Raw genomic sequence first — 17177 nt, 5'->3', positions numbered from 1 at the left:
ATTTCAATACAACATCATATCGATAGAAGAAGAGCCTCACAGGGTTAACTGTGGGGCTCTTTATTTTGCTCTGTCTTCTTTTTATACGTATCCAGACATGCCTCGCAGATGCAGGACTTCCTTCGCTGTTCTGCCGGAATGGGGTCAAATACCCCTTCTGGGAACACAGCCCGGTTACACCAGCATTCTGAATGAGGACGACCAGCGGCATAGGAGCAGCCATTGGCCTCCCCACACAAAGGACATACAAGAACTTCTGGAGTGACTTTGTTTGTATCTTGCTCAACAGACATACGAGTCTTCCTTCCCCCATGAATTTCAAACCACGAACGATCGATAGGTTTATTAAAGTGTAGCAACTCAACCCATTATATCAATCCTGTGGTTATTCTTCAGGGGGCAATTCAATCTTCAGTCCTTCCACATGCTTGCGACTCATCAGTTTGCGTTTCTTACGGTTCTCTTTGGTCTCCAGCACAATGTCGAGGTCATAGTCACCCGGATATAGTTCATCTGCGGAGATGTGCAGAGTTAGACGTTTCTTGTGAATTTTGACTTTACGTCCGCGCAGCATGACTCCGATATTTCCGCGACTGTCCTCCAGATCACACACAATGCCTGACTGGTTCAGATAGGCTGCATAGACGCGATCCCCTTTTCGGAATACTTTGGCAGGGGAAGTGGGTTCTAATGTTACAGGCCGATCAGATTGCTTTCTTGTTCCAGTTTGTATGGACGGGCTGACAGGTTGAACTGTCTTCCTTGCTTTATACAAGTGTTTTTGTTCAGCCATGCTGTTTGTTTGCGATGACGACGAATTCACATTGGGCACGGATGGACTAAAGCTGGAAGAGACACTTTGCGAGACACCCTGATCTGAAATGAGCTTGGATCGCTCAATAATGCGTTGTGGCATACCAAGTTTCAGTGCAATGGAATAGGCATAGCTGTCCCCGGCTTCTCCGATCCGCAATCGATAAAGAGGTTGAAGAGAGACCGTATCGAATTCCATTCGTGCATTCTCAAAGCCAGGCGTGGCTGCTGCAAAATGTTTGATTTCCCCAAAATGGGTGGTGGCGATAACGGTAGCTCCGCGGCTGTGTAGCTCCTCCAGCATGGCGATGGAGAGTCCCACTCCCTCACCGGGGTCGGTACCAGAGGCCATCTCATCAATAAGCACAAGTGTCGATGAATCGGCTTGCTCCAGAATGCCAATCATGTTGCGAATATGTGCAGAAAAGGTACTAAGTGCTTGCTCCAGGCTCTGTCCATCGCCGATATCAACAGCGACTTCATGATATACGGCCATCTCGCCATCTTCAGCGACAGGGACAAGCAGGCCGGATTGCATCATCAATGTGAGCAGGCCCAATGTTTTGAGCGCAACCGTTTTACCACCCGTATTCGGCCCTGTAATGATTAGTGAGGAATACGTTTGACCAATTGCAAAATCAAGCGGAACCATGGATGCACCCATAAACGGATGGCGGGCATTATGAAGTTGAACCCGTCCATTGGCATTGACACGTACAGTCCGTCCGTCCATGGTCGCCGCATATTTCGCTTTGGCGAACAGGAAATCCAGAATCCCTACTGTTTCCGTATTTAGCGCAATTTCACGATTATAAGACTCTGCCAAGGAGGTTAAGTCACCAAGAATTTTCATTTCTTCCCGTGATTCCTCCGCTTGCAGTGAAGTCAGCTCCATTTGCAGACCTACTAATTCAGCAGGCTCGATATATACGGTTTGACCGCTTCCCGATTCATCCAGCACACTGCCTTTAACGTGTTTGCGGAATTCTTTCTTAATGGGCAGCACTGTTCTTCCACCACGCTGACTAATCACATTTTCCTGCATGATGGAGCGGTGTTTGCTTATAAGAGAATCCAGCTTGCGCTTCATGCGTTCCTCATTCACTGTCATTTTTTTACGAATACGTATCAGCTCCTTGCTCGCCTGATCCTGAATGCGTCCACTATGGATACAGCGTTCAATCTCACTCAGCAGGGATTCCATCCATATCATGGATGAAGCGTAGCGACTAACTGTGGGGGCAACTTCGGCTTTGCCCTCCATGTATTTCATAAGCTGTGCACAGCTGCGCAGAAACTGGGCGAGATGGCTGAAATCTCGTTCCGTAAATAAATAACCGGTGCCTAGCAGATCCATAATGGTCTCCATACCATCTAGTGAAGGAATAGGCACACTGGCGCCGTTACGAATCAAAGCAGCCGCTTCAGCGGTCTCTTCCAGCCGCATTTGAATCACAGAAGCGTCCACCATTGGCTTCATGTCTCTTGCATAACGTTTGCCCAAATAGGATAGGGCACAGGCTGCAACGTTTTTTTGAATTTGGTGATAACCCAGACTGTTTAATGTGTTTTCATTCATGCTTAATCTCTCCTTGGTTATAAAATGGAATTCGGTTTAAGCGATGGAGCATATTCCCGGAAAACGCAAAAAGGGCGCAGAATGAACAAACGTCATTCTCCGCCCTTAACGTAAGGGAAAGCAGGGCCCGTTATAGGTCTATACAAAAAAATCCACGCTGAACACAGCGCGGAAATAGACCCGGACACGTACAATCCCGGAGGCGATTTATGATATCCGCTGTTCTTAACTAAGTACAGGGTAATGGCGCATCATGAAATACACGTATGCCACAAGGCACAAGTGAATCGAAGGCCAAACTCCTGAATATGAAACTTGGTTAGTTAAGAACGCTCACCGACATCAAAATCTCTCCTTTGATTGAGGAATATGCAACTAATATAAACTGGAAATTACCTTGAAGTCAACCTTCAAGAATAAATAGTGGACTTGAATAAGAATGGGTTTTAAAATAACAATAGTAAATTAATCCAATGAAAGCGATATTATACATACGTTTTGCATTAGATCGAGAAGTGATTCCGAAATCGTTCTCGTTCAAATAACGCAAAATGCACAAAGGAGGATGCTCTTTTTGCCTAAATACCTGCTGCGTTTGCTCTGTTTTACCATGATTCTCGGAGCCCTTCCAGTCATTGTTATTGGTTCAGTCTCCTATTCGATTGCTTCACGTGACATTGAGCAGAAGGTGCGGGAGAGTAATTTGCAGATTCTGCATCAGACCCAAATGCGGGTAGAGCAAGTATTGCGCAGCCTGCAATTATCATCCATCCAATATGTGAATTCTCCACTGGTATTACAAGCGATGAAAAAACCGCTGGACAGCAGCGAATTTCAGGAAATTCGTGATCTGACTTCCGGATTTAATAATCTGCAATCGGTTACAAATATTGATCAGGCCTATCTCGTGAATCTGGATGAAGACTGGGTCGTTTCGATGCGATCCTTTGGAAAATTGGATGATTTCAGTATTCGTGACCGGATTGGTTCCTATTTGAAATATGCAAACAGCCTGTTCTGGGTGACGCAAAATGTGAGTTCAACCAAAGAAAGTATACCGGTATCGGCCGGAGTCGGTGAAGCAACACAGGAACCCGCGCCTACCCTTATATCATCGGACAATGTAGTTAGCATGGTGTTCAAAATTCCGATGATACCAACGAATGTGAAACCAAAAGGATTTCTGGTTATAGACATAGCTGATACAGAGCTAAGTACGTTTCTAAGCAGAAATCCGAATTCTGGGGATATGTACGTCCTTGATCGGGAGCAGAAATATTTTCTCAACGATACAGAACAAGACGGGAAATACGACACGCTGAATCAGGAAATCCACGAAAAGGTACAAAAGACGGGACAGTCGGAGGGTTTCTTCAGTGCAGAGGTGGAAGGAAGCCAGGTGGCGGTTAGCTACAGGCAGTCCCCACTCAATGGCTGGTTGTATGTGTCCGTTGTATCGCTAGGTCAGATAACCGCCCAGTCGCAGAAAATTGCATTGGTTACGGGAGTGGCTACACTAGTCATGTTATGTTTGACGGGACTAGTAGCCTTCTACGGCAGTCGCAAGATGTATTCTCCCATTTCCAGACTTCTGCAGTTTACAAAAGGACTGGATTCTCCGTTGGCTCCGTCGGGACGCCGTCAGGATGAATTTATATACATCGAAGAGCGATTGTCTACCTTGTTCAGTTCGGAGAAAACGATGCGTGAGCAGATGAAGGGCCAGCATGTTCATTTACAGGAATTTTTTATGACCAAATTGCTTACAGGCAAAATATCGGAAGATGACTTCAGGTATCAGGGTGAGCTGTATGATTTTCCGACATCATGGTCCAGGCTGGGGGTGCTAACACTTCAAATCGATACGCTTGAAGGGACAAGGTATGAAGAGCAGGACCGGGATCTGCTGTTGTTTGCATTGAACAACATGGTGGGTGAACTGCTGTCATCGGAGATTCGTTTTTCCCCTGTTATGCTTGATGATGCCCAGGTTACGGTGCTTGCATCGGTGCTGGATGACGAAGTACAGCTAAAAGAATGGATGCATACCCAAGCCGAATTGATCCGTGAGCGGGTCGTAACCTATCTCAATCTGCCTGTGAGTATCGGTATTAGTCGCTCCTATGCTGAGATAGGAGATTCACCAAGAGCTTATCAGGAGAGCCGGGAGGCCCTTCAGGGCAGGGTAAGTCTGGGGAGCCGTATTATTTTGCATTACGAGGATATTCAGCCTCGCGGTCAGACGGAGGCAGCGTTATATACACAGCTCAGAATGATTGAAGAGCAGTTGGCTTCTGCACTCAAGCAAGGAGACCAGGCGAAAACCGATTCGTACTTTAAGCAATACCTCAGTCTGCTTGCAGACAAGAAGCTGCACTTCAGTGAATACCCTGTTATCATGGTTCAACTGTTGTCCCGTGTGTATCAGCTTGTACAGGAGCAGGGTGGGAATGTTGCGGAAGTGTTGGGTGAAAAGGCCTCCATGGCTCGACTACTCAAGTTGTCCACATTAGATGAAATGACGAACTGGTTCCGCAAATGTTTATTCCAACCTGTAATTCGATTCTGGCGCGAACAGGAAGAATCTCAATATCTGAATATTGCCCGGCGCATGATTCGGCTGATCGAGGAGCGATATGATCGCGAATTGTCGCTGGAAGCTTGCGCAGAAGAACTGAATTTTCATCCAGTCTATCTGAGCCGTGTGTTCAAGAAGGAGGCCGGAGTGAACTTTACGGAATACCTTGCCGAATACCGGATGGAAAAAGCCAAGACCTGGCTGCAGACGACCAACCTGAAAATATCGGAGATTGCTGAGAAACTCAATTACACCAACCCTACCGCTTTTATTCGCACGTTTCGTAAAATTACTGGAACCACCCCCGGAAAATACCGGGAGCAGCAGCGATAAAAGCAACCTGCTCTGCCTGCCATGGCAGGCAGGTTTTTCTTTGTTTCAGGGTCAACCTTTGTTCCTTGTTGGAGCAGAGTTAAGACGGGAATATCGGAGGTTAAATGTGGTTCATTGAGGGGAGAAGCTCAGAGTTACAAATGCCTTAAACCCTTGCTGCATAAGGAAATACAAGAAGCTAAAACGAGACGATAGCCAGTTACCCGTTTATCCTCCACAATGAAGACATGAATTCAGGAAGTGATATTTTGTAATCGTTTCCAATGTGGGGAGGAAGACACTATGAAAGCCGAAACGGCGGCTCGGACACGACCCGCTACCCGCAGTGACAAAAACCTGCTGTGGAGGGACATCATCAAAAACCGGTGGCTCTATATTATGTTGATACCGGGCGTGCTCTACTTTGTTATTTTCAAATACATACCCATGTATGGCATTACGATGGCATTTCAGGATTACACGCCTTACAAGGGCATTCTGGGCAGTGACTGGGTAGGGTTCAAGCACTTCCAGCGTTTCTTTGGGGAACCGCAGTTCTGGACCTTGTTCCGGAATACGTTTTTGCTAGCGATTTATAATATGGTGTTCTTCTTCCCACTGCCCATTGTATTGGCGCTCATGATGAATGAAGTTCGTCGTGAACGGTTCAAACGATTTGTACAGACGCTGGTATATGTTCCGCACTTTGTTTCCTGGGTTGTTGTGGTTGGTGTGTTCTATATGCTGTTCACAACCGAGGGTGGCGCTATTAACGAATTACTTTATAACCTGACGGGGCAAAAAGTGGCTTTCCTGCTTGAGCCTGGCTGGTTTCGAACGATGATTGTTGGACAATCCATCTGGAAAGAGGTAGGCTGGGGCACGATTATTTTCCTGGCGGCACTTTCCGGTGTAGATACACAGCTCTATGAAGCTGCACGGATGGATGGTGCCAATCGCTGGCGTCAGACATGGCATATTACGTTGCCTGCGATCCGCAGTACGATCATAATTTTGCTCATTCTGCGTCTGGGTAACTTCCTGGATACAGGCTTTGAACAGATCTTCCTGATGCTCACGCCGACGAACAGGGATGTGGGTGAGGTATTTGATACCTACGTCTACACCAAAGGTCTCACACAGGCACAGTACAGTTATAGTGCTGCTGTCGGTTTGTTCAAGTCGGTGGTCGGACTGGCGCTTGTACTGGGTGCCAACACGATGGCCAAAAAATTCGGGGAGGAAGGCGTCTACTAACGCTTGGAAGCAGACGTTCTTCACCAGACAGGAGTGAACATTAAGATGCAACAGGATAAAACGTGGGGCAACCGGATCTTTGATATCCTCAATCATGGCTTTCTGCTTTTGATCGGAATCGTGACCGTTATCCCGTTCATTTATATTTTGGCCGTCTCGTTTACCAGTCCGCATGAAGTGGCCAAGGGAGGATTCATTCTTTTTCCGAAAGAATTCTCCCTCGCCGCTTACCGTTACATCTTCTCTACAGACACATTGATTCGCAGTCTGGGTGTATCGATCTATATCACCGTAATCGGAACACTGCTTAACCTGTTGTTCACGTCGCTTATGGCGTATCCGCTCTCCAGAAGATACTTGCGTGGACGTCAGCCGATCTTGCTGGGTGTACTGTTCACCATGCTGTTCAGCGGTGGGATGATTCCAACCTACTTTGTCGTAAAATCACTGCACCTGACCGATACATTATGGTCTTTGATGCTGCCAACCGCGATTAGTGCGTTCAACCTGATCGTACTTAAGAACTTCTTCCAAGCCATTCCGGACGAACTGGAGGATGCCGCCAAAATCGATGGATGTAACGATGTGGGCGTATTGTTCCGTATTGTTCTGCCTTTGTCGATGCCAGCAATGGCTACATTCTCTCTCTTTTACGCGGTGGCTCACTGGAACAGCTTCTTCAACGCTGTCATTTATATCAACGATAGTGAAAAATGGCCCGTACAGGTATGGTTGCGGGAAATTGTCATCCTGGCTCAGAGCCGGATCGGGGATACCAGTATCGAAGAGACTGAGATTCAGCCGCTCACCATTCGTATGGCCGTTATCGTGTTCTCCACGATTCCAATCATGCTGGTGTATCCGTTCCTGCAAAAACACTTTGCCAAAGGAGTGATGCTGGGATCGGTAAAAGGTTGAAGTTGCACACGTTCGAATATCAGAACTGGTTCATGACTGTATAAAAAGGGGAGGTTTTCGTTTGATGAAAGCAACAAAAAAGAAAGCCGTAGCTGTCTTGAGCACACTGGCACTGGTAACAGGCCTGCTGGCAGGATGCGGATCGGATGAAGGTCAGGCTGCCGAGGGCGGCGTACAGAACGTGTCCATTGCAATAGCACAGGTGGGTGACGTACCGAGCAAAGGCAATGAGGTCCAGAAAAAGATTGAGGCGTATACGAACACCAAAATGGACATTCAGTGGATTCCGGCTTCGGCTTACAATGACAAAATTAATGTCATGATTGCATCCAGCGATATGCCCAAAATTGTGAAAGTACAGTATAACCCAACCGTGACGAGTGCGATGCGTAACGATGTATTCTGGGAAGTTGGACCTTTGCTGAAGGATTATAAAAATCTGTCTGCACAGAACGAGCGTTTCTTTGACAATATCAAGGTGGAAGGCAAAATCTACGGGGTACCCGTATTCTCTGATATTGCCCGTGCAACGGTGATTTACCGTAAAGACTGGTTTGATAAGTTGAATCTCAAGGTACCAACGACACCGGATGAATGGTATGAAACGATCAAGACGCTGGCGACCTCCGATCCGGATGGGGACGGTCAGGATAATACGTTTGGACTGATGCTTTTCAAAAAGTATAACGAGGATCAATACTCCTTCACTACACGCCTTGGCGTAAGCTTTGGTGCACCAAACAAGTGGAAAGTAGAGGATGACGGCAGTTTTACGCCGGAATTCATGACACCGGAATATATGCAGGTGCTGGATTTGCTGAAACGTTTGTATAGCGAGAAACTGCTGAATCAGGACTTTGCTGTATTCGACTCCACAGAAGCGGAGAAGAAATATGATACAGGCGTTGTCGGCATGCGTATCGGTGTCGCCCAGAACGGAAAGAGCCAACAAGAGCGTCTGTCCAAGAATGACCCGGATGGCGTAGTAGACATTGCCGGTTTACTTGGTGTGAGTGGTGACCGAGTAGCGGGGCAGACGGGTAACTCCGGTATTCTGGCCTTCCCAAAAGCGACGGTTAAATCCGAAGATGAGCTGAAAAACCTGTTGTCTTTCCTGGATAAACTGATGGACCCGGAGATGGCGACGCTGCTGATGCGTGGTATTGAAGACAAACATTACAAGAAGGCTAGCGAAGACCAGGTGGAGATGAGCGACTTCGATGCATTCCAGCGTGAAGTGAAGCCATATCGTGATAACTTGCCTTACGTGGAAGGATATAATGTGCCGAAATTGAAAGATACCGAACTCGGTGAGAAGGGTACGGAACTTGCCAAAGAGCTGGCGGAACATGCTGTACCCAACCCTGCATTAACTTTGTATTCGTCTACTTATGGCGACCGTGGGGCAGATCTGGATCAGATGATAGCAGATGCGCAGACCAAATATATTATGGGCAAAATCGATGAAAATGGGTGGAAACAGGAGATCGAGAATTGGGGCAATGCGGGCGGTACCAAAATTCGTGAGGAATATGCCGAAGACTACAAAAAACAGGCTAAATAAAAAGCTGGAAGCGGAGGAACTCCATGAAAGAAACACTGCAATTCACACCGGTACGGATGGCCGAACAGTTCATGGAAAGTTATCGCAATCATGAGTTGTATCCTACTTGGCATTATGAAAATGGTTGTCTGCTGAAAGCGCTGGAAGAGCTGTACACCCATACCGGAGAACAGAAATATTTTGATTACATCCGTGAACTGATGGATAACTTTATTCAAGAAGATGGCTCAATTCGCTCCTATGTAGTCGAGGAATATAACCTGGACCAGATTAACCAGGGGAAATCGCTGTTCCTATTGCTGGACAAAACGGGTGAAGAGAAATACCGTAAAGCCGCGGATTTGCTCATGGTACAGCTTAAGGGACAGCCCCGAACGAGTGAAGGCGGATTCTGGCACAAGAAAATCTATCCGTTCCAGATGTGGTTGGATGGGCTGTATATGGCCACGCCGTTCCTAACGCAGTATGGTGCGGTTACAGGCGAGGAGAAGTGGTTTGACAAGGCGGCGTTGCAACTGCTGCTGGTGGAGAAACGTACACGTGATCCACGCAGCGGTCTGCTGTACCATGCCTGGGATGAGAGCAGGGAACAGCGCTGGAGCTCGGGAGAAACGGGATGTTCTCCGCATGTATGGAGCCGGGCGATGGGCTGGTATGTGATGGCGGTAGTGGATACACTGGATCATCTGCCTGTAGATCATGAGCAGCGCGGTCAGATTGTGGGTATTTTCGAACGTGTAGCGAATGCACTTGTACATGTACAGGACCAACAGTCGGGTCTATGGCCTCATTTGCTCGATCAGCCAGGGCGTGAGCGTAATTATTTGGAGGCATCGGGAACCTCAATGTTTGTGTATGCACTGGCGAAGGGCGTACGTAAGGGTTATCTGAGTGGCAAGTTCAAAGCGATCGCAGAAAAGGGTTATCAGGGTCTGCTGCTGCATCTGCTGCAAACGGATCGTGAAGGTGTATTGTCCCTGACGCAGTGTAACGGCGGGGCAGGTCTGGGCGGTACCCCGTATCGTGACGGGTCATACGAGTATTATGTGACTGAATCCATTCGGATCAATGATCCGAAATCGGTAGCTCCGTTTATTTTGGCAGGAGTGGAGATGGAACTGGCGACACGCTAGTTCTTTTCTTCAGACTCATTTATGATAGCGTATTCATGGAGTGTGTCCTGAACAATTTGGTTATCCAAAGGAGAGATGGTTCATGAGTCCAAAAGGTCGGATGTCCCGTTTAGGCGGATTGGTCGTGGTTGGTGCAATGTCCGCCGGACTGCTTGCAGGCTGTGGGGAAGAAACAGCGCCTGCGGCAGGGGAAGGCAAGCTTCCCATTTCGATTTCTTTGATGCAGGTTGGTGATGTGCCAGCCAAGGAGAACGGGATTGAACAAAAGATTGAGGAATATACCAATACGGATGTCAGTGTACAGTGGATTCCGCAGTCTGCTTTTGATGATAAAGTGAATGTCATGGTTGCTTCGGGCGAGATGCCGACCATCATGCGCGTGAATTATGTACCCACAACATTTAATGCAGCCAAAACGGGACTATTCTGGGAAATTGGACCCTACCTGAAGGATTATAAAAACCTGTCTGCCCAATCCGAGGCTTATTTTGACAATATCAAGATCGAAGGAAAGGTCTACGGGGTACCCAATTTCCGCGATATCGGGCGTACAGCCATGGTGTACCGCAAGGACTGGTTCGACAAATTGAAACTGGATGTACCGAAAACGCTGGATGAATGGTACGAAGTGATGCGTTCCATTCGCAAGGATGATCCTGATGGTAACGGCAAGGAAGATACGTATGGAACGGTACTGTTCAAAAAGTACAACGAAGGTGTTTCCTCTCCGCTGACACGGATCGCTGTAAGTATTGGTGGGGTAAACAAGTGGGGTGTGGACGATGCGGGCAAACTTACCCCTGAGTTCCTGACAACAGAATATGTGGATACGATGAAGCTGTTCAAGCGTCTGTTCAGTGAGGGATTGATTAACAGTGACTTTCCTGCCCTGGACCCTTCCGATGCGGACAAAAAAATCGACTCCGGTCTCGTAGCTATGAAGCTAAACGGTGTGGCTCAGAACGGAAAGTCGTTCCAGCAGCGGCTGACACCGAATGTAGCGGATGGCGAGATTGATGTGGCCCCGTTCCAGGGACCTGATGGCATTCGAATTGCCGGGGAACCGGGGAACTATGGCATGCTCGTCATTCCCAAAGCTTCCGTACCAGACGAAGAACAGTTAAAACAGGTGCTAACGTTCCTGGACCAGCTGATGGATGAACCGCTGAGTACGCTTCAGCTGCGAGGTCTGGAAGATGTACACTATACGAAGACTTCGGATGGCAAAACCGAGTTCAAGGACTTCGACGGATATCAGCGTGAAGTGAAGCCTTATCGTGACAACCTGCTAAGCGTTGAAGGTTATAACGTGTCTGAGCTTGTCGATGTACCGATTGGTATGAAGGGCACGAAGATGGCACGTGAAAATGAGCAGTATGCTATTCCAAATCCGGCGCTGACCTTGTCTTCTGCCATCTATACTGAGCGCGGCCAGGAGCTGGACCAGATGATCTGGGATGCACAGACCAAATACATTATGGGCAAAATCGATGATGCTGGATGGGAGCAGGAAGTGGCGAACTGGAGAAAATTCGGTGGCGATCAGCTCATTTCCGAATTTGAAGCGTCTTATGCCCAGCTAAACGGGAAGTAATAGAACTGGTTAAAAAAAGAGTGGTCAAATGGAATGGAATCGTTTATTCTATGAAAGAGTGATGTTTTTACAAAATTAAACAGTAATTACACCTTAAAGAATAAGGCTATGAATCTGCGGATTCGTGGCCTTTTTTTGTGCATTAAGAGGTGAATTAGTTCTTAGGGAGGAGGTGTCCCTTGAAAAAACAATACCAATCACCTAGATTGACATGGTAGAATATTGATTATTATGACAAATTTAGGTTTTGGATTGAAAGGAAATACGAAAGTGTTGAACAAGCAGCATTAAGCAGAAGTTTACCCCATATTAAGGTACATAGGAGGAAAGAAAATGAAAAAAGTAATATTAACAGGTGTGGCTGCACTAACTCTACTTTCCGCACAAGCATCTATCGGCCCACAACCCGTAAAAGCTGCAATTACCGACGACATCAAGGTTGTACAAAAATTCAAAGACATTACTGGCCATTGGGCAGAATCCAGTATCCTTCAGGCTATTCAGCGAGGCTATGTGGATGGTTTCCCAGATGGGAAATTCCTTCCCAACAATATTGTTACTAGGGCAGAATTCGTGAAAATGACGGTATCTGCTTTAGATCTGGAGGTCGGCTCTACATCCGGGAGTTGGTATACCTCGTACGTCAACGCAGCCCAAACAGCAGAGATCTATAAAGCAGGTGACTTTTCAAATTCGGATTGGACAAAGCCGATGTCTCGAGAGGAAATGTCAAAAGTAGCTGTCCGAGCACTTGGAGTTTCCGACGTAGAAGACAAACAATGGATGTACTTGGCCACCAAGAACGGTATTATCACAGGCACGGCGCCAGGTGAAATCTCGCCAGAGGGAACTACAACTCGCGCTCAAGCAATTGCTGTTATTGAACGGGTTTTGTTGATAAAGGATGGTAAAACATTGGCATCCGATAAGTATGCTGTCGCGGCTGCGGAACTGTACTGGCACAAGACCAATATTTTCACTGTTGCAGAAGAAATCTTTAATGGTCCGAAAAACTCCAATCACAGATTTGGTATTAAATCATGGAAACAGTCCAACCTTACCGTTTCAGCCCCTAACGGTTCTGTTCAGGGTCGCGTAAACAGTTTGATTGCAATTGATTGGAATGATCCGAAAGACCCTAATCGAAAACTGCTCCCATCCAAAGATAAGTTCTTCTGGCTCTACGGGGGACAAGAAATGAAATTCGCTGACAATGCTGAGTGTTATATCTTGCTACTTGACTCCGAACTTACAGTTAATAAGAATCCACAAGGATATAGAACGAACCGACTTGCCCTTTCTGTTCGAGGATATGACGGAGCACCAAGTAAAGATAAAATTAATCAAGCAATGCCTATTCTCTCTATCGATCCCAAAAAAGAAGTATACGGCTTAGTGATCCCGAAAAAAGCTCTTTATTATAATGGTTCGTTGCAAGTTCGTGTAGAAACAATTACTGCTGGAGCTCCTGTCTACCAAAAAAGATTAGCAGTATCTGAGCTTTAAGAAGTTAGGAAGTGGTTCTTTGAAGAACAGAATTCTTCCCATTGTGTTGTTAATGGTTCTCCTTTCTCAGTTGCTACCAACTAGCATTTTTTTGAATACTGTATCAGCTGCAGGAGAAATTACAGAGATTATAGCGTATGAGATGAAAGGGGACGCTGACGATTATCTTTATGGAGGGCTTTATTTCTCGGACAAGCCTACCTTACCAACCGTTCCAATCGTGGTGCCCTCAAAGCCTGGCAAAATCATTAAAAAGATGGAGTGGACAGACAAGGACGGTAAGGTACTTCGTTCACTTTCCATTCCTACAGGTAAAGCGGAATTTAAAGCATCTGATAATTTGAAAGATACTTTAAACGGCACGAGGTATACTGTGCGTTCTGAAAATAATTCTAATTACGGTGGAATTTACTATTGGGACAGATGGACAGCTGGTGATTCTGGAAACTTTAATGGTAAGTATTGGCGCGCCGGGGGCGGACAGGTAAGTGTTTATACCAGTGAACCCGGCCCAAACTGTCCAGGTGGTGTACCAACCGAAAACAAAAACCCTAACACGTGGCAGAGTTTTAACGGGAATCTGCCACGTTATCCTGGATGTACGGACCCCAACTTGGCGGCCAATATTCCACGAACAGAAGCATACTATATTGTCGCTAATGGAGATTCTCTTCATGGTTTATGGATTAAAGATGGAGGGATTTCTAAGACTGATGTAAAAGCATCAAGAACTGAAATTGATTCAACCACTCGAATCGACGATGTGCATGGGTCTCAGGGTTATACTGATCCAAGTACAGTCGCAGGCCAAGTAATCGACGTACCAAACTTGAACTTGATTACGATCAGCTTTAAACAAACATTTAACAATGATACTTATAGGAAATACTGGGCCAATCCAGGAGCAAAACAAGTATGGTACTTTTCGAAATTCATAGCTGACTTTGATTCCTACACCTACGTTTACAAGGATAAGAATTTGAAAGTTACGTATGCAGATGGGACATCCGGACTCGAAATCAGCGGTAACACTTGCGTTGCTCCAAACGGAACAACTCAGTTAACAGCAACTTTGACAAAGGTAGATGGAAGTGTTTGGCCCCTTCTGACCCATGCCAAGCTCACGTGGTCAAGTTCTAACATATCTGCAATGACAGTCAATAGTTCTGGATTAGTAACAGCGGTTGCCCCAACGGGCACAGCAACGATTACTGCAAACTTTGTTGACGCTACCCAAGCGCTTGATGAAAAGGATACCTTTGAGATGACAGTTGGTTCGGGGGCCTCATGCACCGACAGTGGCGGAGGAGGCAATCAACCTGAAATTCCTGAAGGTAATGGATCGGGACAATGCAGTTGGACGATTGGAAGTCCTTCTCCAGGAACAGTTATGAAGCAAAGTGACATGGACCCAGGTGCCAATGGGGTTATTCGGGCTGACGATAGGGATTCCGAAAAATTCGATGTTTTTAAAGGCATTCCAACATCTGAATCTCTTTATGCCAACGCATTAGCTGATGAATATTTGTTCAAACAGGATTGGGGAAAAATGTCTGGAAAGACCACATATGACTGTACTGTTGAAGTTACGTATGCACGTCAATGGACAGTACCCGGTCCTCAAGTATGTACTGAAACTGGTTGTACTCCAGGACCTCCGGTGACAAAAACGGATACTCAGTCCAAAACCTATACATTCCAATTATTCAGGGATTACTCGTACTGGCAAATTAATAATTTGGAAGTATACAAGATCAATCAGGCTGAAATGAGTAACTATGCCTTGCCCGGCGGGAAGGTCACCATGACACCTTTAGGGTATACGCCACCATCACTTGATTCGAGTAATGATACGGATGTTAATAGTCACGTTAGACCAGCCAATACATCATCAATCACTTTTTCTCCACCACTTCTAACAGGGGGATTGAACTCTCCGCCATCTCTTCCGGATCACACATCCACGCTTAAAGGGATGGCTGAAAGCAATACGCCTCAAAGTAAAGTGAGTAACGATATGGTCAATTTTAATGGCTCAACGATCATGAGCTCTTCGGAAACGACGAAGGATGGGCCAATCCCGTCTAATATTCCTAACCCGACTACTATTAACCGTGATGTACTGTATAAGCCTAATAACATGATCAGCAATACGCTCATGAATAAGGCAAATACCACGAGTTCCGGCGAAATTTATTATGAATTGTTGCCGGGTAATGTAAATGGGGGAATCAACAAAGTTTTTCCAATCAACGGCATAAATACGGTCACGGTACATACGCCTGTCGTGAACTACGCTTGGGTATCGGATGACCAGCCGCATAACCAGAAGACGATGCCAAATGCAAACCGGGCAGCGCTCATTCTGGAGCGTCCGTTTATCGTAAGAATCCCGACCTCAGGGCAGCATTTTGATGCTGCGAGTTACCCCGGTTATGGCAACCGGGACTACGCCAAGTATTTTCGCATCAAGCAGGTGCGGTTCCCGTTTGATGTCTATAACGAAGGCCGCAACCAGTTCATCCCTGCCAAGACGTGGGTGGATATTCCGGTGAATCAGCTGGATACCCCCTTTTATCTTCCGGTTTGGGTGGACGAGGGGGACTATGAAGTCGAGTTCCGCAATATCGCTGAAAATGCACCAGCGAACTTCACTGAACAGCAGGAGGCCAATACGAATCTGGCGCATCATGTAGCGGCAGATACGGTACCTGTGGAAGTCATCGGACGGTTGTATGATTTTCGCGTTACCGATATTTCCGACTATAACTGGGAGAATGTATTTCGTGAGCAGATAGGTCGTCCAGAGCCTACGGGAGTCGGCTACTGGACGGGCCTTAACAGTATAGATGGGGACCCTAGAGGGAATTTAGCTCCGTTCATTCTTCCGATTCGACCAGGTAGTCATCCGGTGCAGGGGTTCAAAAATGTGTCAGTCAAAACAGGATACCATATCAAGTTTGACCTCAAAACAAAGGGTAATATGTTTGGCAAGCAGGATGGTGTGCGAATTACACCGAGTTTCCATTTTGTGAGTCGGGATGGTTCTTCCCGTCAGGAAGTGGATCTGTACTATCACCGGGGCCAGGAGCGTCTCATTCGCATCGGATCGGCGCAGGATTTGGAGAAACTCTTTGTTGTTCTGAACGCGCGGCTGCGGAATGTACCCAGTACGGAGCTGGGGGATGCAGCTAGGTATCGGTATACCTACGAGCTGACATCGCAGGAGCAAAGCCAGAGCACCCTTGCGGAATACATGGTTCGTTTCGTGGATCAGACTTCTCACCAGAAAACGTGGGTCGGCCGTTATGACTGGCTGATCCTGTCCTCGCCGATCCGCACACTGATTGGATCAAAGACGGACATCCCACCTGGCGTCAATGTGGACAGGGCTAATGCAGCCATCCAGCGCTGGTATGGGGAGTACAGTCTGCCGGCCGATGTGTACGCTGTACAGAAGGGAGCCGATCTTGAAGCGCTTGCCAGGCAACATCCTCTCGACGAGAAGTCGGCGATCTTCCTGAAGGCTGGGTATATCGTGGTCAACTTCAATATTGAGAGTTTGCAAGGTGGTAATACGGATGCCCCGCACTTGCAATATATTCATGCCCCATTGATGAATCAGTGGCAGATGGAGGGCTTTAACCGGAGTCCGGCAAACAGCCAAGGTAGTAACTGGCCGCTGAAGGATGGTGATGTTGTGTTTTACCATGCGGATCAGTCCAGCCGGAACGACTTTCAGTCCCAGGTACCGCATTAGAGAAAAAAGGCTAATCCCTCAACAAGCTATGTTTTACGTGAAATGACGTGAAGCATGGCTTGTTTTTTTATGGTCTTTTTCAACCCGAGATTATGGTTAGGTGGCAGAAGGGGTATAAAAGGTAAGGAGCATTTGTTCACATCCATTTTATTGCTCATCGAGA

The 17177-nt window shown here is 46.9% G+C and carries 10 protein-coding genes; 8 read left to right on the top strand and 2 right to left on the bottom strand.

What is annotated here, in order from left to right; translation table 11 throughout:
• Positions 1-44: 44 nt before the first annotated feature.
• Together AC3ITG_RS25135 and AC3ITG_RS25130 are read right to left on the bottom strand one after the other, a co-directional pair.
• Positions 45-293 (bottom strand): cysteine-rich CWC family protein, encoded by a 249-nt coding sequence (locus AC3ITG_RS25135; protein ID WP_099856835.1) that lies wholly within the window; start codon positions 291-293, stop codon positions 45-47.
• A gap of 92 nt (positions 294-385) precedes the next feature.
• Positions 386-2392, bottom strand: coding sequence for an endonuclease MutS2 (locus tag AC3ITG_RS25130; RefSeq protein WP_489251707.1), 2007 nt, complete (start codon positions 2390-2392; stop codon positions 386-388).
• Between the two features lie 574 nt (positions 2393-2966).
• Here AC3ITG_RS25130 and AC3ITG_RS25125 point away from each other — a divergent pair.
• From AC3ITG_RS25125 to AC3ITG_RS25090, 8 genes are all read left to right on the top strand, one after another.
• Entirely contained in the window at positions 2967-5303 is a 2337-nt protein-coding gene (locus tag AC3ITG_RS25125; protein ID WP_489251706.1) for a helix-turn-helix domain-containing protein, read from the top strand.
• Between the two features lie 282 nt (positions 5304-5585).
• Positions 5586-6539: an ABC transporter permease gene (locus AC3ITG_RS25120; RefSeq protein ID WP_063566889.1), complete on the top strand. Its 954-nt coding sequence runs from the start codon at positions 5586-5588 to the stop codon at positions 6537-6539.
• 45 nt (positions 6540-6584) lie between these two features.
• Positions 6585-7457 (top strand): carbohydrate ABC transporter permease, encoded by an 873-nt coding sequence (locus AC3ITG_RS25115; RefSeq protein ID WP_024633116.1) that lies wholly within the window; start codon positions 6585-6587, stop codon positions 7455-7457.
• Between the two features lie 64 nt (positions 7458-7521).
• Positions 7522-9021 (top strand): extracellular solute-binding protein, encoded by a 1500-nt coding sequence (locus tag AC3ITG_RS25110; RefSeq protein WP_489251705.1) that lies wholly within the window; start codon positions 7522-7524, stop codon positions 9019-9021.
• 23 nt (positions 9022-9044) lie between these two features.
• Positions 9045-10154, top strand: coding sequence for a glycoside hydrolase family 88/105 protein (locus AC3ITG_RS25105; protein ID WP_413373076.1), 1110 nt, complete (start codon positions 9045-9047; stop codon positions 10152-10154).
• Between the two features lie 82 nt (positions 10155-10236).
• Positions 10237-11748, top strand: a complete 1512-nt coding sequence (locus AC3ITG_RS25100) for an extracellular solute-binding protein (protein ID WP_489251704.1) — start codon at positions 10237-10239, stop codon at positions 11746-11748.
• 333 nt (positions 11749-12081) lie between these two features.
• The gene (locus tag AC3ITG_RS25095; protein ID WP_489251703.1) at positions 12082-13254 is read left to right on the top strand and encodes an S-layer homology domain-containing protein; all 1173 of its coding nucleotides are present in this window, start codon (positions 12082-12084) and stop codon (positions 13252-13254) included.
• 19 nt (positions 13255-13273) lie between these two features.
• Entirely contained in the window at positions 13274-17014 is a 3741-nt protein-coding gene (locus AC3ITG_RS25090; RefSeq protein WP_489251702.1) for a DUF5704 domain-containing protein, read from the top strand.
• Positions 17015-17177: the final 163 nt, after the last annotated feature.

It is taken from the genome of Paenibacillus sp. GL_099_B (assembly GCF_057835695.1).
Note: the sequence above shows the minus strand (reverse complement) of the source record. Positions and strands in the feature narration are given on the sequence as shown.